Consider the following 23,920-nt stretch of genomic DNA (forward strand, 5'->3'; position numbering starts at 1 on the left):
GGATTCCATAGGCGCCTGATCGATTATTTCTTTATCGCCGATGAATCACGGATACCCAGTGGACCAGAAGCCGTCGAATCGTTCGGCTGACCATGTGCATCGCGAACACTTTGTTTTGTTGCTGCCGAGGTGTCTTCAACCGCATTGGGTTCAGCGCGTGAGGTAGAGTCGGTACTAACGCCATCAATACCGTTCTGATTCTCACTGCACTTCTGAATGAGCAGGGCCAGTACCAGCACGGCAATGGCAATCATAGCCCAGCGGAGCCAGCGCACGTTTTCCTGCCGTCGGTCGCCATCTGTACTCTTGGGTATATTCGGATTGACAGGCGTGCCACTGAAGTTATCAGGGCCCTGAACTTCGGTCTGAGGACCGGCAGGCGTCACCAATTCGTCGAAACCCAGCAAACTGCTGATACCATCCAGGCCCGTTGGTAGAGCCTGCCGAAATTCGGTAGCCTGACCGAGTAATAATGTTTTCAGGCTGTCGGTGGTAAGGCCCTTTTCCTGTTCCTGCCGACCCAGAATTCCCATGAGTACGGATCCCGCCAAACCCAATATGGTTCTGGCCGACTGAGGCTTCGCGCCACTATACACACTGAGCAGTTCAGTGGTACGAGTCAGTTTATCCCCGAAAATCTGATCGATAAATCCGGCATCAGCCGTGGTTGCTTCCGTGATCGACTGCGTCGAGTCAATTACCTGACTTACGTCGAAGGGCGTTTTTGCGTAATCGCCTTTATCCAGCGAACTAACCATAGCGGATGCACCACCTGATGCCTGCACGCGCCGAGTCAATCCGCCCAGCAGAACTGGCAGCGCGCCATTAATGACTTTCAGTGTAGTAGCCGACGATTCATTCAGCACACCACTAAGCTGGTCAACTACAGCGGGCGTAAACTGGTCTTTGATGTAAGGTAATAAGCGAACGGCCATATGTTTTTCATTGAGTTGAGATACATAGAACTGGTCATTGGTCCGAATGTTCGTTTTTGCGTGTAGTAGTTAGGCAGTGTACGCACAAAAAAGCAGGGTGATCATAGAATAAAGCTATCTCCTTCACAGAAAGCGCTTTACTCTATGATCACCCTGCTTTTTGCCTGCTTAAGGCTTTTTATAACTGCGGAATACGCAGGACCTGATCAGGATAAATCAGGTCAGGATCTTTCAGCATTGGCTTGTTCGCTTCAAAAATGATACCGTACTTCATAGGGTCACCGTACACTTCTTTGGCGATTTTCGACAACGAATCACCTGATTTCACCGTGTAGTATTTTCCTTCCGGTGCTGGCGTCTCAACCGATAACTGGTTGTCTACGGCCGATACGCCTTCTACGTTACCCACCGCCAGGGCAATTTTCTCAGCATCTTCCTGCGATTTAACTGAGCCTGTTATCGTAACTGTGTCTCCTTTCGTTTTTACAGTCAAACTGTTATACGCCAAACCCAGTTGCTTAACGTGATCAAGCAATGCCTGAGCGCGTACGGGCTCGACGGTTTCTGCCTGAGCTGGCTCAGGAGCTACGGCATCTTTGTGAAAGATTTTTTCGCCTACACCTTTAAAGAATGATAAAAGACCCATCTGTTTAATATGGTTTTAATGAAACAAGCATTAAATGGTCGGCAATTAAGCGAACTCACTTATGACAAACAACTGCCGGAGGGTAATCTTTGTTTAAAATTAAATATACTTAATCTCGGGAGTTTTGTGAGAATAAGCGCAGCTACGTATGCAGAAACGAATTACTTTTACGTTATTTTTTTGCAAGTTTATCTCAATTTCTTACTATCAACAACATAGTCGAATGCAACTAAAAAACAGGTTTCGGTGGGGGCTGATGCTGTCAATATTTGCGGGCATAAACGCCTGTACAAACAATGACATCGACCCCAACGCTGGCAACGGCGTAGCGCCTACAAAGGGGAGTGCCGACTTCAGCAAATACGTGGCCGTGGGTAACTCACTGACAGCTGGTTATGCCGATGGCGGCCTTTATCGGGATAGTCAGCTTAACTCGTATCCCAGCATTTTAGCAGCTCAGTTTGCCACCGTGGGTGGCGGCAACTTCGTGCAACCTTTATTTACGGAGGCTCAGGCGGCTGGAGCAGGCTATTTAAAACTTGTTAAAGTACCGAATGCGGCTAACCCCCTTTCCCTCATCACGTCGATTGCTACGGTAGCTCCCGGAGCCGCACGAGGAGGGACTACGGTTGTTGGCGGCTTGCCTTTATTGACCAAGTTTACCGACGCTAACCAAAATTTAGGTGTACCGGGTATTCGGGTGTCTGATATATTAACCCCAAACTATGGATTGGCTAATCCTTATCTTGAGCGGTTGGTCGCCGATCCGTCTGCCACAACCTACTTCCAGTACATGAGCGATAACCTGAACGGCGCTACGTTCTTTTCCTGCTGGTTAGGCAACAATGATGCACTCGGGTATGCTACTTCGGGGGGCGCAACACCGTTGACACCCACGGCCTTGTTCACCACAAACTTTACTGCTGCCATGAACAAGCTGACCGAGGGCAATCGGAAAGGCGTGGTCATTGGGATTCCGAATATTACGACAGCGCCTTATTACACGACCATTACTGTCCCGCTTGTGCTGGCAAACATCAATGCCCTTTTGAATCCACCAACACCGATAGCGGCCTTGTACATTCAGACGGCGAATGGTATCCGCACTACGCAGACGGGCGATTTATTGATGCTCGCCAACGCAACCGAATACGCGAATATTGGGAGTTCAACGGTAGGCACCAAAACAGGCCCTTACGGACTAAGCCCGGCCAATCCACTGCCTGACAGGCTTGTATTGGATGGTAATGAGGTGAGTGCGTTGAACGCCAGCGTCAGTGCGTATAATGGTATTATGAAGGCCCAGGCTGATGCCAAAGGCATAGCGTACGTTGATCCGAATGCGGTTTTGAGCCAGGTAGCTTCTTCAGGAGGTCTTACTCAAAACGGCATCACGTACAGAGCCAGCTTCATTCAGGGTGGCGTATTCAGCCTGGATGGTATCCATCTGACGCCCGCCGGTTATGCCCTGATGGCCAATGAGATCATTAAACAAATCAATGCAAAATACACGGCAACCATACCAACGGTTAACCCAGCCAATTATCGTCGTGTATTGCTGCAACAATAATCGTCCGTTTATGAAAATAAGTCAACTATCAATAGCTGCGCTGTTTCTGATCAGCATGTCGACAGCCGTAGCCCAAACTCGCCCGTTCGAGTTCGGAATTAAAGGAGGAGCCACCTTCACGCACGGATTCACCAAAGTTCCGGCCCAAACGATAGGCAGTGTCCAGGTACCGGCCCTGGAAAACAAAAACAACGGGATTGGCTACGGTTATTCAGGTGGATTGTGGGCGCGGAAAAACTTCAATACGTTTTTCATTCAGGCCGAAGTCACCTACAACCGGTTTGTCCTGAAACAGAAAACCGCCGTCACCCTCGATGTAAATGCGAACGCAGCCCTGGCCAATGCGTTACCCATTACTATACAGCCTGGCCTGCTCAACGCCAGCCTGAATGCAACGTCGGAGTCTGTACTGGAAGCGGTTGACGTACCCATCTTATTCGGCAAACGCTGGATGGGAGGGAAGTTGCGTGGCTACGCCGGTCCTAACTTCATTTTTGTGCAGAAAGCAACACTCGACCGGACAACATCCGGGGTTATCAACGCAAACTCAGCTGTAAGTTTTCAACAAACACCCATTCCGGCGTCGAGCGCAAGCACGAATCTACTTAACAAGTACGAAGCTCAGAATCTGGAAGTTAAGGACTTTACCTACGCGGTTGAACTTGGCGTTGGGTACTCACCGATTCCATTGCTGGATGTTGATCTTCGGTATGCCGTTCCGGTTGGTGGAGTTTATAAAGATTCCAATATTACGGGTTTTCTGGGCATCGCGACGGTTACCCTTGGCTTCAAAGTGTTTTAGGGCAAGTCAATAAAAGAACGTGGCTGACGCATCTGTTAATCGCGTCAGCCACGTTCTTTTTGATCCAGACAGTGAATCCCTCGGTAACTATTGGGGTACTAGATTTACTTTTTTCGCGCGCTAGTCCGCTGTTAATGTGAACCCGGCACCGGCTGGGCGTAATTTGTAGCGCATCATTTGATAGCCACCAGACGGTTCGGCATTAGCATCGCCGGGTTGATATACCGGAAACTTGCGGCACAGGATATCCCGCTCGACCCATAAACTATCATGGCCCATATAGCCTTCTGGCATCCTGTCTCGCCAGTTGATAGACGTAATATCGGCTTTTCGCTCCGGCAAAAACTGCCAGCCATAGACACGGCCAAACGAACCACTTCCACTAGTGGTACTGTAAACATATAATTCAGGCAAGCGATTATTATCCAGGTCCGCTATTTCTGCGCCGGTCACCATTCCCTCAATACGCACTCGGAAGTTGGTCAGGAGTAATTCTCCGCGATAAGCCTTAACCTGCACCTCACGTACGCGCCCGGTATCCGCAGCCGTTACAGTAAATGTGTATACGTTGAACCGTAGTGATTTATTGAACTGGCTTTTGACAGGAGCCGATTGCGGATAGACAGGTGCTATTGGGAGAATACGCTGTCGGCTGCCCTGAGCCAGCTCGACAAGCCATATTACGCCTACCAAAAGACCACCTATCTTCCAAACCATTGACTCTATTTACTTTATGTGTTGATAAACAACGACACGAAGTAAAAAAAAGTTGACCCCCTTACGGTTCCAGAAACAATTCTCCGATTGACGTCAGGTTCAGCAAAGTAGGTAATACCTGTATCCCTTTAGTCGTCAATCTGTATTCAACGCGAGGTGGTACCTCGCTGTATGACTTTTTTTCAATAACCCCCAAACTCACCAGAACTTTAAGTTCCTGGATCAAAACTTTCTCACTTACTTCAGGAATCATTCGGCGTAATTCACCATAACGTCGGGCTTCAGTACCTACCTGATAAATTATATAAAGCCTCCATTTTCCGCAAATGATGTCTAATGTTTTCTGAAGAGATGAATACTTTGGGTCAATGGATTTTCGATTTTCAATGGGTTCGTTCATGAGAAAACAGCTACTAACCTTTTGGTTCGTAACTCACTGACTAGAAGATAGTTATATCAATAATAGCAAATATATAAATTTGTAATAAATCTAAAGCATGCCCATTTTTCCTCACTGATTGTTTAAAAAAAGATATTTATGTTAACTAGCTATTAATCAACAAAAAAATATTTTTTTTAAATCAAAAATTAAGCGTTTAATTGAGATTTATACTGATTCAAAATAAAATGGTTAGCACTTACTTTACCACAAACTCAGATAGTATATAGTTAGGCGTTTGTACGCACAAAATTGTTAGGAAACGGGCAACATGGCCAACGGATTGCTAGTCTATATTTCTCTGGTTTACCTTTGTTGTCTTATTGATTTAGCCTTGAAAACTTTACTTGTTATTGCAGGCCCTACGGCGGTTGGAAAAACCACCTTGTGTGTTCAATTGGCCAAAGACCTGAAAACCGATGTGGTTTCTGCCGACTCTCGTCAGCTGTATCGTGAGCTGAGCATTGGCACAGCAAAGCCAACGCATGAAGAAATGGATGGCGTCAGGCATCATTTTATTGATTCTCACTCCATTCTGGATCCGGTGAATGCCGGACGCTATGAACGGGAGTGTCTACACCTGCTCGACGAACTTTTCAGGACCAGAGAGGTCGTAATTTTATCGGGTGGAACGGGGCTTTATATCAATGCGGTTTGTTTCGGTCTGGACGATATGCCCGCCGTTGATTCGTCGTTGCGCGAACATTTGTTTGCCCGGCTTCAAGTGGAAGGATTAGAAAAACTACAGCATGAACTGCGTTTGTTAGACCCGGTTTACGCCCAAACCGCCGATTTACAGAATCCCGTTCGGGTAACACGGGCTTTGGAAGTGTGTCTATCCACAGGAGAGCCTTATTCCTCTTTTCGCAGGCGACAGACGGTTGAGCGCCCATTCCGGTCGGTGCTGATCGCACTGGAACGACCACGCGAAGAACTGTATGAGCGCATTGATGTCCGAATGGATACGATGCTTAAGGAGGGCTTGCTCGATGAGGTTCGTTCGCTTTCCCCATACCGTCAACTATCTGCTTTACAAACAGTTGGCTATCAGGAGGTTTTTCCTTATCTGGATGGTATTTACGAGTATGATGAGATGGTTCGTTTACTGAAGCGCAACTCAAGACGGTACGCTAAACGACAACTAACCTGGTTCAGAAATCAGGGAAATTACAGATGGGTAGGCCCAGAAGACAAGGAAGAAGTGCTTACTATATTGATGAGCGATGAATGATTCTACGAAAAATCATTCATCGCTCATCGCTCGTTCACTGCGCCCGGTAGGCCAGCATGCCGCCAATAACGTTTCGAACGTTGTTGAATCCGTTTTCTTCCAGAATCTGCTGCGCCATACCACTACGTTTGCCAGACCGGCAATGAACGATCACTTCTTCATCCTGCAAGCCATCGAGTTCATCCAACCGATACGACAAGTCGCCAAGGGGGATTAACGTAGCGCCAATGTTGTCCGCTTCGTATTCATTGGGCTCCCGAACATCGAACAAATTCAATTTCTCGCCCTTATCGAGCCGCTCTTTCAACTCCTGTACGGTAATATCCATGGTCAATAATTGTGATGAAAACGAACTGAGGTATCGCTTCGTTAATGTTGAATAATCAATTTTTGTACAGCCGATCGTTTATCCGCGAAAAGACGGATTAAATATAGACCATCGGGCAGATAACTTAAATCTAACGTTTGCTGCCCGCGACTTGGTTCAAGTGTGAGTAGTATCCGGCCCGCGCTGTTCATAACAGCTAACTGCGTTAGATCGGGATTATCCCATCGAACAATACCCGTGGTCGGATTCGGATAAGTACGCAGTAAAGCCAGGGGCTCGGGCTCCGGAACAGCCGTCACGATGGTGTCGGGTTTAGCACCCATAACGGGCCGTAGCAGAAATGCCCCCTGTACATTCAGCGAAGGGGTAGTTAAATTCTGATCCCAGTTACTACCCGCATTGTAAAAAATCTGCGCTCCAAACGGACTACTTTTATCGAACCCCAGGCGCAGAAACGTCGTATCACTGCTACTGATCTGCTGGTAACCAACGTAGAATGTATCCTTTACGGAGACACTCTTCGTGAATTTAAATTCGACAAATCCATTGCGAGATGTTGGATACTGCATCGTGAACGCCTGCTGGTAGATAGCTGTACCGGGCCGACCCGCCCGGTTGCTGTAAACATTGATGACGAATGACTGGCCCGTCTGATTGGTTGTAAAAGGCACAATACACGCCCGAACGCCCCCAATCGCATCGGGTTTATTCAGGATAAACCGAATCGCTATCTGTTCTCGTTGCCTGATCTGCTGGGCATATTCCCAGGTACCATCATCGTAAGCATAATAGTCATCGAGAGCCGCTACGGCCGAAATCGTATCGTTTCGCCGAAGATTGACACCGGGAATGGATGGATTCTGATCGTCAGTGGTGAGCAAGTCAAATTTATATCGCAACAAGGCTCTGGTCGCTGAGCCCAGGCCCGAAACAGGAGCTGGCTTGGCGGCTTTCCGCTGCGAACTGAGCGATGGTATCAACATTGAACTGGTCTGCGGATCGTCCTGCACAATACGCCCCGACACCTCATCCCGTATGGTGAAGTCAAAGGTTGTAAAGTTGAAGTTGTTGAACAGGTTGTTGATTTCTGTCCTAACCGAATCTGCCATTTCACTGGCCGGATCAACGACATATTGCGCGAGCGGCATGGCTGTATAGCGCTTCAATAGCGGAGTAAGGGCCTTCGTAACAGCGACATCTTTCACGAATCGATCATTGACTGAACGCCCCCGGTTCAGGTAAATATAATCGACATTCCAGGTATCGAACGGTCCGGATTCACGCCCGAACGAACGAAACCGAAAGGCAAAGCCCGCATGAAAATAGGCTGCATTTTGAACCGGGATGAAAACCTGAAAAAAGTTATTGTTAACGATACCACCCACTTTGGCCCATACCGTTCGCCAGGTACCGGTGCGATCCAGAAACTGGACGGTGAGCGAATCGCCCGCCAGTCGGCTCAATGAATCGCCCGGATCGGGTAACTCGCCCAGCCCTTTAGCCTGCCAGTAAAAGCTTAAATAAACGGAATCGGCAACGGTTAAACCGGCCAGGTTGATGGGCAATGACGCTAATGTATCGGTATAGCCCTGGGCCAACGGGGAGTTCTGGACATAAGGGCGGCCATTCGCCTGTAAACCATCAAACGAGGCAACGTTGACCGTGGGCTGACCAATCGCCATGGTGTTGTTGATATACACACCACTGCCTGGCTGCCAAAGGGCTGGGTCAGGCTGATCAAAGCCGGGGCGACCGCTGGCCGTCGAAAAATCGTCGAAGAAAGGAAGGCTCAGCGGAGTTTGAGCCTTCACTAGTACGTATGATAAACTAAAAAACAGCAACAAAAGACCGCGCAGACAACGTCCGGCAAATGGATTAAGCGGCTGACAAACTAACGCAATTCTCATCGGGTATCAGGGCCGGAAATGGGTTTACTGGTCTGGCTCAATGGGCCCCACGATCCACAAATCCATTGTTTCGCCAACGCGAATGCGTTCGCCAGACCGGGCTTCGGGCCGCTGCCGGACTACGGTGCCGACTTCCTTCTCAGGGTCTTCAACGGAAATTTTCGTGCCAACTTTCAGGTTCGATCCACGAATAGCTGCTTCGGCTTCATCGAGAGGTAACCCTACAACGTTCGGAATCTCAAACATCGTACTTCCCAGACCATCACCAACCTCGAGATCGATCTGAGCACCCTTCGGGATGGGCGTTCCGGCCGTAATTTCCTTCCCGTTATACAACTGCCGAAGCACCGAATTCTTGGCTACATCGGGTACATAAATGGGCGGGCCGCTCACCAGGTCCAGCGACTTAAGGTTCAACTGTGCACTCCGAAGTGTCAGACTAACCAGGTTGGGCATCTGCACCATCGGAGCCACCCGTTTGGTAATCGTCAGGTAAATCTTACGACCCTCTTTTACTTTAGAATTAGCCCTTGGATACTGTTGTATAACGGTCAAAGGTTGAGCGCCGGCCACAAATGTGCAATCGCTTACCTCATAACGCAGGTCTCGATCGTCCAGCAGATTCTCCATTTCGTCCAGACTCAGTCGCGTCACATCGGGCACCGTAATGGTTTGCCCGTGATTTGTCGTAAAAGGCAGATAAACAAAGAAAAACGCCAGAAACAAGGCCACCAGCAGGGCTATGATAATGCCAATATGGATCAGCAGGTCAGAAAAGGAGCGGGTGCTGATTTTAGCCATTCGGGAGTAGTGATTCGTGGCGCTTTCCAGGCACCACTCGGTTCAGTTGGTTTACTAGTTTCACAAAAGTAGCAGAATCCATAACGGGCTACCGATAGCCCGCAAACATTTTTTTAAGGTATTTACCCACAATATCGAACTCAAGATTGACAACGTCGCCAGCCTTGAGATGTCGAAAATTGGTATGCTCGTACGTGTACGGAATAATGGCCACCCGAAAACGATCCGTTTCTGAATTAAAAACGGTTAAACTGACCCCATTGATACAAATAGATCCTTTTTCGACCGTTACGTTCTGGCTTGCCGGTTCATTTCCTACCTCATACTGAAAATCGAATAGCCAGCTACCGTTCATGTCCTGTACGTTGGTGCAGATACCCGTTTGATCGACATGCCCCTGAACGATGTGCCCATCGAAGCGGCCATTGGCGGGCATACACCGCTCGAGGTTGACCCAACTACCCGTAGTAAGCTTACCCAGATTCGTTTTCTTTAAGGTCTCATCGATGGCCGTTACGGTGTAGCTTCCATCGGCAATGCTGGTCACGGTCAGGCAAACACCATTATGGCTTACACTCTGGTCGATTTTCAGCTCAGGAGCCAGTGCCGACTCAATGCGGAATGTTAGGTTAGTACCTTCTGCCTCAATACCCGATACAATACCGGTGGATTCAACAATACCTGTAAACATAAAAATTCTAAGTCGTATATAAATAAGTTGTTACTCGCTGACCGCTTCGGCAGACTAGCGAAAGCCGTATGGGTAACCAACTACGACTTCTTACTTACCATGAACAGCGAACTGCCAAAGGGGGTTCGGCGCATCCATGCCTGTTCAGCCCGGACAATCCGATAAAGGGTTTCGTTGACCCAGGAAACTGGTAAATACACATCTGATTGGGCCTCGTCAGCAGAACGCCAACCTAGTGCCAGTGGTAAACGCTGCCACTGTCGAATCAGGAGAATCAGTGGCGACAACACGAAGCTCCAATAGGTAGCCGACTGAATAGACAGGCCATGATGCGGCAGCAGCCGGTCAAAATCGGCCCGAACAAATCGACGGAGAATGCCAACGGCGACATCGTGCTCTCCGCGAAATAGGTCGAACGCGTTGTTGTTGCTCACCAAAATGCCATTGGGCTTCAGCCGGTCTGAAAGGCTGTTCAGCAAAGGGCGTAAATCGGCGTCTGTAAAATAGCAAAACACATCATTACAAATGATCGCATCGTAGTGCGTATCTGGTTCGAAGCCAGTAAGATCAGTCAAGTTGATCAGAGAAACCGGGAGTTTGCGCTGCTGACAGAACGCTACGGCATCGGCCGAACCATCGACTCCCCTCAGATTGGTGTAGCCTTGCTTACGCAAAAAATCCAGCAAGCCGCCCGTACCACAACCAGCATCCAGAATGGCTATATCCCGGTGCTGACCAAACGTTTGTTGCAGCGCCGAACCGACACGCTCGTGCAAACTACGATACCACCACAGTTGCCCTTCCAGCCGAAACATTTTTTCGTATTCTTCCCTACGACCGATCATGAGAGTTGAAAAAGTGAATGAGCGCAAGAATGAGAAAGTACCTCATTGAACCGCTTCGCATCGGCGACCGTCCGCGGCTGCGGTCCGATTTCACTCTTTCACTCTTGCGCTCTTTTTAACAACGTACGCGGGCAAACCACTGTACGCCATAAATAACTTACCCAAATATTCCCCCAATACACCCAAAAAGAGGAGTTGAATGCCCAATCCTGTTACGATTGCCCAGGTAATGACTGCCCAGCCCGCCAGGGTTATGCCGTGGAGCAGCCAGCCAGCCAGAAGGAGTACACCGCTCAGAAAACCTAGGCCAAACAAGGCCGCCCCCAAAACTGTAAACACCCGAATGGGCCATAACGAATAGCCAATAAACACGTTCAGAAACAGGGAGATCAGCTTACGAATGGTATAATTCGAATGCCCGTCAAGGCGGGCATTGTGCGGCACTTCCACGCTGCTTATGTTACGCGTTGTCCGAAAGATCAATCCATCGATATAAGGATACGGTCCTTGATAGCGGATAATTTCCCGCACAACTTCCTGCCGTATCAGTTTGAAACTCGACAGGTAGAGATCGCGCGGCTTATCGATGGAATACGTCGTTAAGGTATTGACCAGCCAGCTACCTACATTGCGAAACCAGTGATGTTTCTTTTGCGCATAGCGGCTATACACAACATCGTACTGACCCGTTTCGGCGGTCTGAACGAGCGTCAGAATGGACTCGGGAGGATTCTGAAAGTCGTCGTCGATAATGACTACATACGCCCCCTCAGCCTGGGTGAGTCCGCATAGCACCGCGTTGAATTCGCCAAAGTTTCGGCGCAGCGAGATAAACTGAACGTTATCGAACCGGTCTTCAAGCTCCTGGCAGACTATTTCCGAACGATCACTACTTCCGTCATTAACCAGTATGATCTCAACTAGTCTTTCACTCAGGCATGTTTGCAAGCGGTCGACCAATGGCGCTATAGTGCGCTCACTGTTATAAACCGGAATAACTACGGACAGGTGCATGATAAAATAGCGAAAGAGCGAAAAGAGTGTCCATTGAACCGCTTTTCGCTCTTTAACTCATTAAATTTATCGTCTCAATAATATACTCTATATCCTCATCCGACAGGGCCGGATTAAGTGGCAGACTGACTACCTCCTGGTGCAACTGTTCGGCAATCGGAAATGATAAATGAGCAAACGCCGGATAGGCCCGTTGTCGATGGGGCGGAATAGGATAGTGTATATCGGTACCAATTTCCCGTTCGTGCAGATACGTCCGAAAATCGTCACGTTGTGGATGCCGGATGACAAACAGGTGCCAGGCATCCTGCGCCAATTGATTAGCCGGAGGTAACTGGATAGCCGGGTTTTTCAGGCCATTCAAATACCGTTCGGCCAGTGAGCGTCGTCGGGCGTTAGCCTGATCGAGCAAGGGCAATTTCGCTGACAATACGGCCGCCTGTAACTCGTCCAGACGGCTATTCTGGCCTACGTAGTCATTGACATACTTCCGGCTGGAGCCATAATTTCGCATTGCCCGCAGGTGTTCAGCCAGTGCGTCGTCGTTGGTAGTGATGGCTCCGGCATCCCCCAGGGCACCGAGGTTTTTGCTGGGATAAAAACTCCAGCCTGCCGCATCGCCAAGATTACCGGCTCGCCGATTGGCGCTACCAGCCCGATACATTGCGCCATGTGCCTGAGCGGCATCTTCCAATACCTTTAAACCATACTGCTTTGCCAGCACGCTGATGGGAGCCATATCGCAGCAGCGCCCGTATAAATGGACGGGTAAAATAGCTTTCGTTCTGGATGTGATAGCAACCTCTATCCGGGAGGGATCGAGTAAATACGTCTGCGGATCGGGTTCAACAAAAACGGGCAGCAAACCGGCGTGGGTGATGCTCAGCACCGATGCAATATATGCGTTTGAGGCAACGATCACTTCGCTGCCAGAAGGGAAATCCCAGGCCCTCAGCACCAGGGTCAAGGCATCAAGTCCATTGGCAACGCCAATGCAGTGCCGTGTCTGGCAATAAGCCGCGAACTGCTGTTCAAATGCTTCGACTTCCCGGCCTAAAATATACCACCCAGAATCCGTGACCCGCTCAATCGCCTGTCGAATTGCCGCCTGATGTGGCTCGTTCGTTTGCTTCAGATCTAAAAACGGAATCATTCCGAATGAGCCATAAGTATTCGATTCACACCTTCACCGGTTGGGTAAGGCTCGTAGATGTAATCGTCTTTGTCGTACAATTCATTCGACATGACCAGCAGAATAGCATTGTCAGAAAACAGGTCCATGATGTGCCAGTCTTCGGGTTGCAGAACCAGACATTGTCGGGGGTTAGTCAACAGAAAGATGTCTTCCTGTGTTCCGTTGTTATTGTAGACGCGGCAACTGCCAGTCAGGCAAACGAGGGCATGCCAGGTACGGCGGTGCCGATGGCCCGCCCGGGCGGTGTGGCCAGCCTCATAAATGTAAAAGACGCGTTGAATGACACCGGGCATAATTCCTTCAAAAACGGTTAGATTTCCGGTGCTTGATTCAAATGTTTCCAATTCATAGAGTTTGGCCATTCTGAGTTAAATTTTAGTTTTGAAAAAGGAAGTATTCACCTAAGGCTCTAAATATATAAAAAAACTATACAGTCCGAATGTAACGCGATTGAAAAAAGTAAGCACAATTACTCAAAATTACCTGATCATCAGTTACTATAGGATCGATTGTTTTTACTTGAAAGTTAATTTATGGTCATTAAGTTATGATAAAGAATAAGTTTTTTCTAACGGGGTTATTTCTACTTACGTTGATTGTATTGTACTTCACGTTTTTCGATGGAGGCAATATGACGTCTGCGGGTGGTTTGGAAGCAACGGTAAAACCCGAAACGTACCGGCAACTGTTAACCGAAAAGCGAGCAGAGAAAGATCAGTTTATGCGCACCAGTGGGGAGTCGCCCATTCGGGATAAATCAGCTTTCAACGGACTCAGCTATTTTTCACCCGATCCCGCTTACCGCGTGGTGGCCCGGCTTGAGCCCTTTGCCGATAAAACGCAGAAGCTGGTTGTCCACATGAGCGATGGTAGCGAAGAGGTGTACGAAAAATTTGCCCATGCCGTATTCAGCCTGAATGGCGAAGCGCACCGGTTGCTGATCGTAAAACTCGCGAATACCTATTCCATTCTGTTTCGCGATGAAACGTCAGGTAAGGACACATATGGTGGGGGGCGTTACATCGAACTTGACCCGGCACAAATGTCGGATAGTCAGGCCATTATTGATTTCAATACAGCCTATAATCCTTATTGCGCCTACGCGCCGACATATGCCTGTCCGTTACCGCCTGCCGAAAACAAACTACCCATTGCCGTAAAAGCAGGCGAAAAATATAGTACACATGAATAGGGCGACATATTGCTGATACAGTTATTTTGCCATCAATTATCTGCATGAGCAATCAAGCAATTGGCTAACTTTGCGGTAATAATTTGCTTTGCCGCTGTATGGAAGTTTCCTATAAATGGTTACAAGAGTTCATTGAATTGCCTGAGTCACCCGAAGAAGTTGGCAAATTGCTGACCTCAACGGGTCTGGAAGTTGAAGGAATTGAGAAAATAGAGGCCGTGCCTGGTGGACTTGAGGGCGTCGTCATTGGTCAGGTGCTCACCTGTGTCAAACACCCGGATGCGGATAAACTAAGTCTAACCACAGTTGATGTAGGGACAGATCAGCCGCTACCTATCGTTTGTGGTGCTCCCAATGTAGCCGCTGGCCAGAAAGTAGTTGTAGCCTTGGTTGGCGCAACACTTCACCCAACTTCGGGCGATGCGTTTCAAATAAAAAAGGCTAAAATTCGTGGGGCCGCATCCGAAGGGATGATTTGTGCCGAAGACGAAATCGGCTTAGGGACATCGCATGCGGGAATTATCGTCCTCGACCCAGACGGTCCGGCGTCCCGGCTACCCAATGGCACACCAGCCGCCCGCTACTTTAATCTCGAAGCCGATTACCAGATTGCCATTGGCCTGACGCCCAACCGAATCGATGCGGCTTCGCATTTAGGGACGGCCCGTGATCTGAAAGCGGTGTTGAACCGTCCGCTTCGGTTACCTTCTGTGGATACGTTTGCGATCAACAACACAGATTTAACCCTCGATGTACAGGTCGACGATACGACGGCCTGCCCACGGTACGCTGGTCTGACGCTGAGTGGCCTGAGGGTTGGCGAATCGCCGGACTGGCTCAAGCAGCGTCTGTTGAGTATTGGCCTGAACCCGATCAATAACGTTGTGGATGTAACGAATTTCGTTTGCCACGATCTGGGGCAGCCCTTGCATGCCTTCGATGCCGCCAAAATTTCGGGCAACAAAGTAGTCGTCAAAACGCTACCCGAAGGCACGCCGTTTGTCACCCTCGACGGTGTTGAGCGTAAACTCACCGCTACTGACCTGATGATTTGTGATGCTGAAAAACCGATGTGTATTGCCGGTGTATTCGGCGGTCAGAACTCCGGCGTATCGGCGCAGACAACCCACATTTTTCTGGAGTCGGCTTATTTCTCGCCAACCTCGGTTCGCAAAACCGCGCAGCATCATGGTTTAAAGACGGATGCATCGTTCCGCTTCGAACGGGGTATCGACCCGAACATCACGATCTTTGCGCTTAAGCGGGCAGCTTTGCTAATTCAGGAAATTGCCGGAGGAACGGTCAGTTCAGCCATTACAGACATTTACCCGACGCCGATTGAGGCATTTCGGGTGCCAGTGCGGTACCGAAATATTGACCGGCTGATCGGTATCAAGATTGACCATGCTGAAATCCACCGAATTCTGGAAGCCCTGGATATTCAGGCTGAATCAATTCAGGAAGATAGTTTCATGGCGATTGTTCCTCCCTACCGCGTCGATGTAACGCGGGAAGCCGACGTCATCGAGGAGATTCTTCGCATTTATGGCCTGGACAACATTCCGCTTTCGGCCAACCTTGCTGCTGATTCACTCTCTGAATTTCCGAAGACTGACCCTGACCAATGGCAGAGCCGGGTAAGCCAGCTAATGGCAGCCAATGGATTCTACGAAATTCTGACGCTGTCCCTGACCCGCCCTGCTTACAACGATGCAATTCGGCCATCGTTGACCGGCGACGACGTCACTTTGCTGAATCCATTGAGCGATGATTTATCTGTGATGCGGCAAACCTTGCTGTTTTCAACGCTGGAAACACTGGTATACAACCTGAACCGGCGGCAGAAAGACCTGAAAACGTTTGAGTTTGGTAAAGTCTACCATAAAGTAAAACTTGAAGATGGCACGAGCAAATACGTTGAACGGATGCGAATGAGCCTGGCTATTATCGGGAATCAAAACCCCGAAAGCTGGCTCCAGAAGGGCCAGCCTGTAGCCTATCATGATCTGGCAATGGCCGTACAACGGGTCCTGAACCTGTTCCGTATCAAGTCATTCGAGACCCAGCCCGCCGATACCGCTCTTTTCCAGTATGGTCTGACGTACGTTGTTAACAAGAAACCGTTGGTTAGCCTGGGACTGGTCAACGCCAAGCTAACCAAACTGGTCGATCTGAAACAACCCGTATTCTATGCCGATTTCGACTGGCAGGCGTTGCTGAAGATGGCTTCCGGGAAGATGCGTTACGAGGAGGTGTCCAAGTTTCCTGAAGTTCGGCGTGACCTGTCGCTCGTCATCGACAAGACCATTTCCTTCGAACAGATCAGCAAACTAGCTCGCCAGACGGAGCGAAAATTATTACGCACGATAAATGTGTTCGATGTGTATGAAGGTGAAAACCTCGGTGAAGGCAAGAAAGCCTACTCGGTCAACTTTATGTTGCAGGATACGACTCAAACCCTTACCGATGTAACCATCGACAAAACAATGCAACGGCTGATGAGTGCTTTCGAGCAGGAGTTAGGCGCGGTAATTAGAAAATGATTGAATGATAGATTGACTGAATGATTGAATAGTTGCCACAAACATTATTCAATCAATCTATCATTCAAAACTTGATTAAACCTGTGGTAAGCGAACATCAAATTATTGCCCTCGTGGAGCGGTTTGAGCATAAACTCAAGCAGCTGACGAGAGTATATGCCGATACGCAAAAGCAGGTTGAACAACTGGAACTGGAAAACTCCGCCTTACAGGAAAGCCTGCGAAAAGAACAGGAGCTGGTAAGACAACTACGGAAAAAACCAGTTATTCCAGAAAAAAATACACCAAAGTCGAAAGATGTTGGTATAATTGTAAAAGACAATCTGTCTGAGACAGATACGAATGCTGAATTAAAACAACAACTCGACGAGTATATCCGGGAATTGGAACGGTGCATTGCTCATTTGAGTAGTTTGTCATAAACCCAAATTGGCTCCGGGGCCTAGCCCAATCTGAGCCGACTGCAGCGATGGAAGAATTGCCAATTCGCGTGAAAATTGCCGACCGATTCTACAAACTAGCTGTGGAGCCGGACTCAGAGGCTATTGTGCGCGAAGCCGCCAAATTGATTCAGGACGAACTGAAACAATATCGGGAAAAAGGCTTGTCTGATACACAGGAAGCCTTGGCAATGATAGCCTTCGACTGCTTAGTTACCAAGCTTAGAGGAGAACGACAGATGCAACGATTACAACAAATGGTGTTTGACAAAATAACTCAATTAGATCAGGTCGTCACGCCGGTCATTTCGACATAAAAAACGGCGGGCTTCCACCCTTAAACTACTCAGAGTTGACGTTCAGAGCACTCGTATTGCAGCAGGTTGATGGTTTATTTTTTCAACCCTAACGATATAGTCCGATGGACATTCCAGTTTGGTTAACGATTCTTGCCGCCCTTGCAGGGGGGGGTATTGGCATATTAATTGGCCGTCAGACCATGGCGGGCGTTCGCGCAAAGCACGAGAAAGAAGCCGAGGAGAAAGCAGCCGCGATTTTGAAAAACGCTGAATTACAGGCTGAAACGATTAAGAAAGATCGGATTTTAGAAGCGAAAGAGAAGTATTTGAAACTGAAAACCGAATTTGAAGAAACGACGAATCAGAAACGAACTATACTCCTTCAGAACGAATCCAAACTTAAGCAGCGCGAACAGCAACTGGCTCAGCAGGCCGATCAGCAACGGAACCGAGAAAACGAGCTGAATCAGCAGCGTAATGAACTGGGCCAGCAAAAAAATAACCTGTCGCAGCAGATCGACGCCCTCAACAAGCGTCGGGAAGATGTCGATAGACGACAACAAGAAGCGGATCGGATGCTGGCCGATCAGGTAGCCCAACTCGAAAAAATTGCGGGTCTTTCAGCCGATCAGGCGCGTGAGCAACTCGTAGAAAACCTCAAGGCTGAAGCCGAAACACGTGCTTCTTCGTACATCAAAAATATCGTTGAAGAAGCCAAACTGACCGCTACCAAAGAAGCCAAAAAAGTAGTTATTGAAACCATTCAGCGGACGGCTACTGAACACGCCATCGAGAACTGCGTATCAGTTTTCAACATCGAATCCGATGACGTTAAAGGCAAAGTAATTGGTCGGGAAGGTCGTAATATCCGGGCGCTCGAAGCGGCTACGGGTGTCGAAATTATTGTTGACGATACACCCGAAGCTATTATTATTTCGGGTTTCGATCCGGTTCGTCGGGAAATTGCCCGCCTGTCGCTGCACCGGCTGGTGCAGGATGGTCGTATTCACCCGGCCCGCATCGAAGAGATTGTAGCTAAAACCCGCAAAAATATTGAAGACGAAATCGTCGAAATTGGCGAACGTACGGTTATCGATCTGGGTATTCATGGCCTCCACCCTGAGTTGATCAAAATGGTTGGCCGGATGCGTTTCCGCTCCAGTTATGGCCAGAACCTCCTTCAGCACTCACGCGAGGTGGCCAAACTTTGCGCGACCATGGCGGCTGAGTTAGGGTTGAACGCCAAGCTGGCCAAACGGGCTGGGTTACTTCACGATATTGGTAAAGTCTGGCCCGAAGAAGCCGAACTTCCCCACGCTATTCTGGGAATGGAACTGGCCAAAAAATACAAAGAGAATCCAGAAGTCATCAACGCCATTGGGGCGCACCACGACGAAATCGAGATGACGAGTATGATCTCGCCCATCGTTCAGGTGTGCGACGCCGTTTCTGGTTCCCGGCCGGGTGCCCGTCGCGAAATGATGGAGTCGTATATAAAACGGCTTAAAGAGTTGGAAGAACTGGCGGGCAACTTCCCCGGCGTGACTAAATGTTACGCTATTCAGGCGGGCCGCGAATTGCGCATCATGGTCGACGCCGACCACGTTTCGGATGAACGGGCGGGGATTCTGTCGTATGAGATTTCTCAAAAAATAGAGAAAGAAATGCAGTACCCCGGCCAGATAAAAGTGACGGTTATTCGGGAAATGAGAGCAGTAGCTTACGCTAAATAACTAACATTCAGCGTAAAGAAGGCCGATTAGGCAGATCGGGTGAGGTAAAACGGATGGACAACTGGTAAAAATCTGTTTTAATTCACCTGGTCTGCCTACTTTGCGTTTCTGTTAACATGAACTGACATGGATTTCCTGACTACCTTTTTACTCTTACTCGTCGGCGCGGGTGGGGGAGCGGCCCTGGCGAATACAATGCGTAAACGGACGGGGATAGCTAATGTCCGCCGAGATTCTGTCCTGTTGCTGGAGCGTATTGAGAAAGTATTTAAGGTAGTAATGGCCGAAGGGTACTTTTCGGAGATTTACAATTATCAGGACCAGAAAAAAATCTTATACGTGTTGAATGACCCGAAGAAGGCGATGGTCATTGCCAAAGCCAAAGTGCTGGTAGGCTTCGACTTCGCTAAAGTTCGGTTCAGGACTTTGGACAACGGCGACAAAAAGTTGATCATCGAATCGTTTCCCGACCCCGAAGTCCTGTCCATTGATACCGACTACACCTTCTACGATATTCAGGCGGGCATCCTGAATCACTTCAGCGGGGGCGACTACACCCAGATTCTGGATGAAGCCAAACAAGCCATGAACGAGCGGGCTATGCAAAGCGACCTGCCCAAAATTGCCAACAATCAGATTCAATACATGATGTACCAGTTGGCCAGTTCTATGGGTTGGCAACTCCAGCTTCCCGAGGCTGAGCAGCAGAAATTAGAGGCTCTCAAAGCTCAGGCAGAAGACAAAACGCAGGCGGCTAAACGGTTGAATGCTGGTCGCTCCGACGAAAACTAACCATTCGCTAACTTAGTGTGTGTGGTTTAGTTTGTTAAGAAAACTCATCGGATATGCGAATTAGCTACCTGCTTCTGTTTCTATTCCCATTACTTACCAACGCTCAGGCTATCGTTGATGGCGGGCAGTTCTGTCAGATGGGTAAAGTGCGTTATTTTGGGCAGCTATCGGCTAATCCCAAGGCACGATTAGCTTACCCTGGCGATGCGACCATCGACGTTACGTATTACGGCCTTGATCTTCGCCTGACCACCACACCCGCCAGGCTCATCGGAGCCACCACCGTTACGCTGAAAAGTACCGTCGCCGGATTATCCAGTTTCTTTCTGGATCTGAATTCTGATACCACAACGACGGGCCTGGGATTACGGGTCGATTCCGTAAAAGCGGGGAATCAGGCGCTGACTTTTCAGCACGCCCAAGACAAGTTAACCATTACGCCCCCGCAACCCCTGGCAAATGGACAGGCTCTGACGCTGACCGTCTTTTACCGGGGAATACCAAATGGTACCGCCAATGGGAGCTTCCTGTTCGACAAACACGAAACGACGGCTGATCCGGTCATTTGGAGTTTGAGCGAGCCTTATGGGGCATCGGACTGGTTTCCCTGCCGGGATACCCCGGCCGATAAAGCAGATTCCTCCTCTGTCCGCATTACAGCTCCAGCTCAGTTGGTCTCCGTTTCTAACGGAAAGCTGATCAGCACAACGACCAACACGGATGGTACTCGCACGTATTTATGGCATAACAGCTACCCAATTGCGCAGTATCTGATTTCAATAGCGGTATCGAACTACACGCAATACGATACGCCGTATACGTCCGGCAATCAGACGATGCCGGTTACCCATTACATTTATCCGGAAAACCTGGCTCAGGTCAGGTCGAGTCTCGATCTGACTCCCAGCATGATTCAGCTATTCACCGATCGGTTCGGACCTTATCCGTTTTTACGGGAGAAGTACGGACATGCTCAGTTTGCCCGAGATAACGGTGGCATGGAGCACCAGACGATCTCATCCATGGGAATCCGATCGCTGACGCCCAGTGTCATTGCGCATGAATTAACCCACCAGTGGTTTGGCGACAAGATTACCTGCCGTGACTGGCAGCATATCTGGCTTAACGAAGGATTTGCTTCTTACGGTGAAGCCGTGTATGCTGAGTCCGTTAGTGGGCAGACGGGTTATTTATCAACGATGAATAACTTCATGTTGAGTGCCCGTACGGCCCGCGGTTCACTTTACGTTCGGGATATTAGTAACGTTAGCAATATTTTTAACAGTGCCCGTACCTATGCCAAAGGCGCGGCCGTTTTGCACATGCTTCGGGGTATTTTGGGCGATGATCTATTTTTTCAGACCCTTCGTGCCTACACGGCTGCACCAACATTGGCCTACAATACAGCCGTAACGGAAGACTTTCAGGCGGTAGTGCAGCAGGTGTCTAATCGCTCCCTGGCCTATTTTTTCAACGAATGGATTTACGGCGAAGGCTATCCAACCTACAGAGCGACGGTAACGTTGGGAAGTACGGCCAACACGGTAACGGTACGGCTAGAGCAACGAAACACAACGGCCAGCAGTCCTACCTCTTTCACCATGCCGGTTCAGATGAGGGTGCAGTCGGTGGCTGGCGATACAACCGTTACGGTGCTTAACGACCGTGCCGATCAAACGTTTACGTTGCCCGTCAAGGGGCCTATTTCAGGCCTCATTGTCGATCCCAATAACTGGATTCTCAAAACCGTCGAATCCGTTACCTTACCCACATCGGTAACAACCTCTCCAGTTATTGTAACCGCCATTGATGAGCCAGCCCCAAACAGCTTTCGTATTTACCCGAACCCGACAACGGAAACGGTATTAGTCGACTTTACGCTACTAACCGCTGGAGCCGCCAATATCTCGCTCGTAAATTCACTGGGCCAGCGCATTCAAACCCTAGCCGAGTCAGCCCTTAGACCTGGTCAGTACACGCGAACAATCAGCCTGCGTGGCTTGGCTTCGGGGCGCTATACCCTAACTATCGAAACACCGGCTGGGCTGCAAAGTCAGGTCGTTCTGGTCCGATAGCAGCTTTGCCAAAAAGAACCATTCGTGCTGGGGTTAACCTGAGGTAATGATCCTCAGACTCGCCTTCGGGACGGCCGGACCGGGTAGATTTTTCATGATCGGGCCGAAAGCCGTTACGCGCTTTTCGTCAAAGATGTCAACAAACCAAAGTAATATTTAAGAAACAAAAATAGATCTTGACATTGACAAATGGGCATCGTTGGTATCGTCTAAGTATTTTAGTTTGATATTAAAATTACACCTTATTTCTGAATAGAATTAATCAGTAAACAGAGGATAATTGAGTCAGTCAAGCCACTATTTTGGCCGATATGATCTGCTTGACAGGCATGGGCCCACTACCTCAATTAAATAAGTAGGAGACTAACATTTCCGCAAAGTTTGTGTTATTTAAGCATAACAAGTAGTCTGGTCAATCCATGAACTGGATATACTTATATAATCCCCTCCTATATTTATGAAAGTACCGAATTCAACGCATATTGCAGGCGAAAATGACGCCCTCTCACTTTCATCCACCCTTCCTACTTATACAAATAAATCACCCTTCGATGCCACTGCGACTGACGTTTCTGACTTAATTTGCTTCTCACATTTACGCTGGAACTTTGTTTACCAACGCCCACAGCACTTACTTAACCGAGCAGCCAAAAACTATAGAGTCTGGTTTATTGAAGAACCCCTTTGGGCAGATACGCTGCACATGAGCATCAGTCAGCAGACCGATCGACTGACTGTGCTTGTTCCGCACCTGCCGCACGGTACCAAGCCCGACGAAGCTATTCAACTTCAGCGTCAACTACTGGATGAATTTATTGCCCGTGAGCACATCAATTCGTTTATTGCGTGGTACTATACCCCCATGGCGTTGCTATTCAGCGACCATCTGAAGCCAGCCCTTACAGTGTACGACTGCATGGACGAACTGTCGGCCTTTTGGGGTGCGCCAGCCCAACTGCTCGAAAAAGAAAAACAACTTATACAGCAGGCAGGGATCATGTTTACCGGCGGATATAGCTTGTACGAAGCGAAACGCAACCGGCATCCGCACGTGTTCGCCTTTCCGAGTAGCATCGATTTTGCCCATTTCGCGTCAGCCCGAAAACCTCAACCCGACCCCGCCGACCAACGCAGTCTGTCTAACCCCAGAATTGGATTTAGTGGCGTTATCGACGAACGATTCGATTACAAACTGGTTGCTGAACTGGCAGAACGTCGCCCCGAGTGGCAATTCGTTTTGTTGGGTCCAATCGTAAAAATAGACCGGGCTTTGCTACCCAAAGGACCAAACGTGCATTATCTGGGCATGAAAGCGTACAAAGAGCTACCCGCCTATTTCAGCAATTGGGACGTGGCCATGCTGCCCTTCGCCCTGAACGAGTCAACTAAGTTTATCAGTCCAACCAAAACACCCGAGTATTTGGCGGCAGGTTTACCGGTGGTGTCAACGCCTATCCGCGATGTCATTCGCATGTATGGCTCAAAAGAATTCGTTCAGATTGCTGACTCGGTACAGGCCTTTGAAACGGCCATTGAGCAAGCGCTCACCAACCGAGGGTCCGGCGATTGGACGGCTATTGACACCTTTTTGAATGAAAACTCCTGGGACCATACCTGGAGCGAAATGAATCGGCTACTGACGGCTCAGCGGAGCGTTTTTGTCGATCAATAAATCTACACGTGAAGAATAAACAAGTGGCTGATGCGTCGGTATTTCCTTAGCAT

Annotated in this window: 23 protein-coding genes; 11 read left to right on the top strand and 12 right to left on the bottom strand. The window is 49.0% G+C overall.

Annotated elements, in window-relative coordinates; translation table 11 throughout:
• Positions 1-23: 23 nt before the first annotated feature.
• The gene (locus tag ACYU8Y_RS14675; RefSeq protein WP_460938450.1) at positions 24-935 is read right to left on the bottom strand and encodes a DUF937 domain-containing protein; all 912 of its coding nucleotides are present in this window, start codon (positions 933-935) and stop codon (positions 24-26) included.
• A gap of 178 nt (positions 936-1,113) precedes the next feature.
• Complete coding sequence (gene lysM / locus ACYU8Y_RS14680; protein ID WP_460938452.1) at positions 1,114-1,581, bottom strand: peptidoglycan-binding protein LysM; 468 nt, start codon at positions 1,579-1,581, stop codon at positions 1,114-1,116.
• A 223-nt stretch (positions 1,582-1,804) separates the two neighbouring features.
• On the opposite strand from lysM, the gene ACYU8Y_RS14685 reads away from it, so the two are divergent.
• Positions 1,805-3,151, top strand: a complete 1,347-nt coding sequence (locus ACYU8Y_RS14685; protein WP_460938454.1) for an SGNH/GDSL hydrolase family protein — start codon at positions 1,805-1,807, stop codon at positions 3,149-3,151.
• Positions 3,152-3,161: 10 nt separating this feature from the next.
• Positions 3,162-3,953, top strand: a complete 792-nt coding sequence (locus ACYU8Y_RS14690) for an outer membrane beta-barrel protein (protein WP_460938455.1) — start codon at positions 3,162-3,164, stop codon at positions 3,951-3,953.
• Positions 3,954-4,073: 120 nt separating this feature from the next.
• Here ACYU8Y_RS14690 and ACYU8Y_RS14695 read toward each other — a convergent pair whose 3' ends face one another.
• Complete coding sequence (locus tag ACYU8Y_RS14695; protein WP_460938457.1) at positions 4,074-4,670, bottom strand: hypothetical protein; 597 nt, start codon at positions 4,668-4,670, stop codon at positions 4,074-4,076.
• Between the two features lie 61 nt (positions 4,671-4,731).
• Positions 4,732-5,070 (bottom strand): winged helix-turn-helix transcriptional regulator, encoded by a 339-nt coding sequence (locus ACYU8Y_RS14700; protein WP_460938459.1) that lies wholly within the window; start codon positions 5,068-5,070, stop codon positions 4,732-4,734.
• 373 nt (positions 5,071-5,443) lie between these two features.
• Here ACYU8Y_RS14700 and miaA point away from each other — a divergent pair, with 373 nt between their 5' ends.
• Positions 5,444-6,340: a tRNA (adenosine(37)-N6)-dimethylallyltransferase MiaA gene (gene miaA / locus ACYU8Y_RS14705; RefSeq protein ID WP_460938461.1), complete on the top strand. Its 897-nt coding sequence runs from the start codon at positions 5,444-5,446 to the stop codon at positions 6,338-6,340.
• Between the two features lie 34 nt (positions 6,341-6,374).
• Here miaA and ACYU8Y_RS14710 read toward each other — a convergent pair whose 3' ends face one another.
• From ACYU8Y_RS14710 to ACYU8Y_RS14745, 8 genes are all read right to left on the bottom strand, one after another.
• Positions 6,375-6,668, bottom strand: coding sequence for a rhodanese-like domain-containing protein (locus ACYU8Y_RS14710; protein WP_460938463.1), 294 nt, complete (start codon positions 6,666-6,668; stop codon positions 6,375-6,377).
• Between the two features lie 41 nt (positions 6,669-6,709).
• Complete coding sequence (locus ACYU8Y_RS14715; protein WP_460938465.1) at positions 6,710-8,575, bottom strand: T9SS type A sorting domain-containing protein; 1,866 nt, start codon at positions 8,573-8,575, stop codon at positions 6,710-6,712.
• Between the two features lie 24 nt (positions 8,576-8,599).
• Complete coding sequence (locus tag ACYU8Y_RS14720; RefSeq protein WP_460938467.1) at positions 8,600-9,376, bottom strand: PASTA domain-containing protein; 777 nt, start codon at positions 9,374-9,376, stop codon at positions 8,600-8,602.
• Between the two features lie 88 nt (positions 9,377-9,464).
• The gene (locus tag ACYU8Y_RS14725) at positions 9,465-10,067 is read right to left on the bottom strand and encodes a riboflavin synthase (RefSeq protein ID WP_460938469.1); all 603 of its coding nucleotides are present in this window, start codon (positions 10,065-10,067) and stop codon (positions 9,465-9,467) included.
• Positions 10,068-10,147: 80 nt separating this feature from the next.
• Complete coding sequence (locus ACYU8Y_RS14730) at positions 10,148-10,912, bottom strand: class I SAM-dependent DNA methyltransferase (protein ID WP_460938471.1); 765 nt, start codon at positions 10,910-10,912, stop codon at positions 10,148-10,150.
• 90 nt (positions 10,913-11,002) lie between these two features.
• Positions 11,003-11,926, bottom strand: a complete 924-nt coding sequence (locus tag ACYU8Y_RS14735) for a glycosyltransferase family 2 protein (protein ID WP_460938473.1) — start codon at positions 11,924-11,926, stop codon at positions 11,003-11,005.
• A gap of 52 nt (positions 11,927-11,978) precedes the next feature.
• Complete coding sequence (locus ACYU8Y_RS14740; RefSeq protein ID WP_460938475.1) at positions 11,979-13,079, bottom strand: DegT/DnrJ/EryC1/StrS family aminotransferase; 1,101 nt, start codon at positions 13,077-13,079, stop codon at positions 11,979-11,981.
• Complete coding sequence (locus tag ACYU8Y_RS14745) at positions 13,076-13,483, bottom strand: sugar 3,4-ketoisomerase (RefSeq protein WP_460938477.1); 408 nt, start codon at positions 13,481-13,483, stop codon at positions 13,076-13,078. The genes ACYU8Y_RS14740 and ACYU8Y_RS14745 overlap by 4 nt, the downstream gene beginning before the upstream one ends.
• 185 nt (positions 13,484-13,668) lie before the next feature.
• Here ACYU8Y_RS14745 and ACYU8Y_RS14750 point away from each other — a divergent pair, with 185 nt between their 5' ends.
• From ACYU8Y_RS14750 to ACYU8Y_RS14785, 8 genes are all read left to right on the top strand, one after another.
• Positions 13,669-14,313, top strand: coding sequence for a DUF1684 domain-containing protein (locus ACYU8Y_RS14750; RefSeq protein WP_460938479.1), 645 nt, complete (start codon positions 13,669-13,671; stop codon positions 14,311-14,313).
• 98 nt (positions 14,314-14,411) lie between these two features.
• Positions 14,412-16,856, top strand: a complete 2,445-nt coding sequence (gene pheT / locus ACYU8Y_RS14755; RefSeq protein WP_460938481.1) for a phenylalanine--tRNA ligase subunit beta — start codon at positions 14,412-14,414, stop codon at positions 16,854-16,856.
• An 83-nt stretch (positions 16,857-16,939) separates the two neighbouring features.
• Positions 16,940-17,278: a hypothetical protein gene (locus tag ACYU8Y_RS14760; protein ID WP_460938483.1), complete on the top strand. Its 339-nt coding sequence runs from the start codon at positions 16,940-16,942 to the stop codon at positions 17,276-17,278.
• 47 nt (positions 17,279-17,325) lie between these two features.
• A complete protein-coding gene (locus ACYU8Y_RS14765) occupies positions 17,326-17,613 on the top strand; it encodes a cell division protein ZapA (RefSeq protein WP_460938485.1) in 288 nt (95 codons plus the stop codon).
• A gap of 104 nt (positions 17,614-17,717) precedes the next feature.
• A complete protein-coding gene (gene rny / locus ACYU8Y_RS14770; protein WP_460938487.1) occupies positions 17,718-19,328 on the top strand; it encodes a ribonuclease Y in 1,611 nt (536 codons plus the stop codon).
• Positions 19,329-19,454: 126 nt separating this feature from the next.
• Positions 19,455-20,120 carry a DUF4230 domain-containing protein gene (locus ACYU8Y_RS14775; RefSeq protein ID WP_460938489.1) on the top strand — a complete coding sequence of 222 codons (666 nt, stop codon included), beginning with the start codon at positions 19,455-19,457 and terminating at the stop codon, positions 20,118-20,120.
• Positions 20,121-20,173: 53 nt separating this feature from the next.
• The gene (locus ACYU8Y_RS14780; RefSeq protein ID WP_460938491.1) at positions 20,174-22,195 is read left to right on the top strand and encodes a M1 family aminopeptidase; all 2,022 of its coding nucleotides are present in this window, start codon (positions 20,174-20,176) and stop codon (positions 22,193-22,195) included.
• Between the two features lie 457 nt (positions 22,196-22,652).
• The gene (locus ACYU8Y_RS14785; RefSeq protein WP_460938493.1) at positions 22,653-23,867 is read left to right on the top strand and encodes a glycosyltransferase family 1 protein; all 1,215 of its coding nucleotides are present in this window, start codon (positions 22,653-22,655) and stop codon (positions 23,865-23,867) included.
• Positions 23,868-23,920: the final 53 nt, after the last annotated feature.

It is taken from the genome of Spirosoma humi (assembly GCF_054776575.1).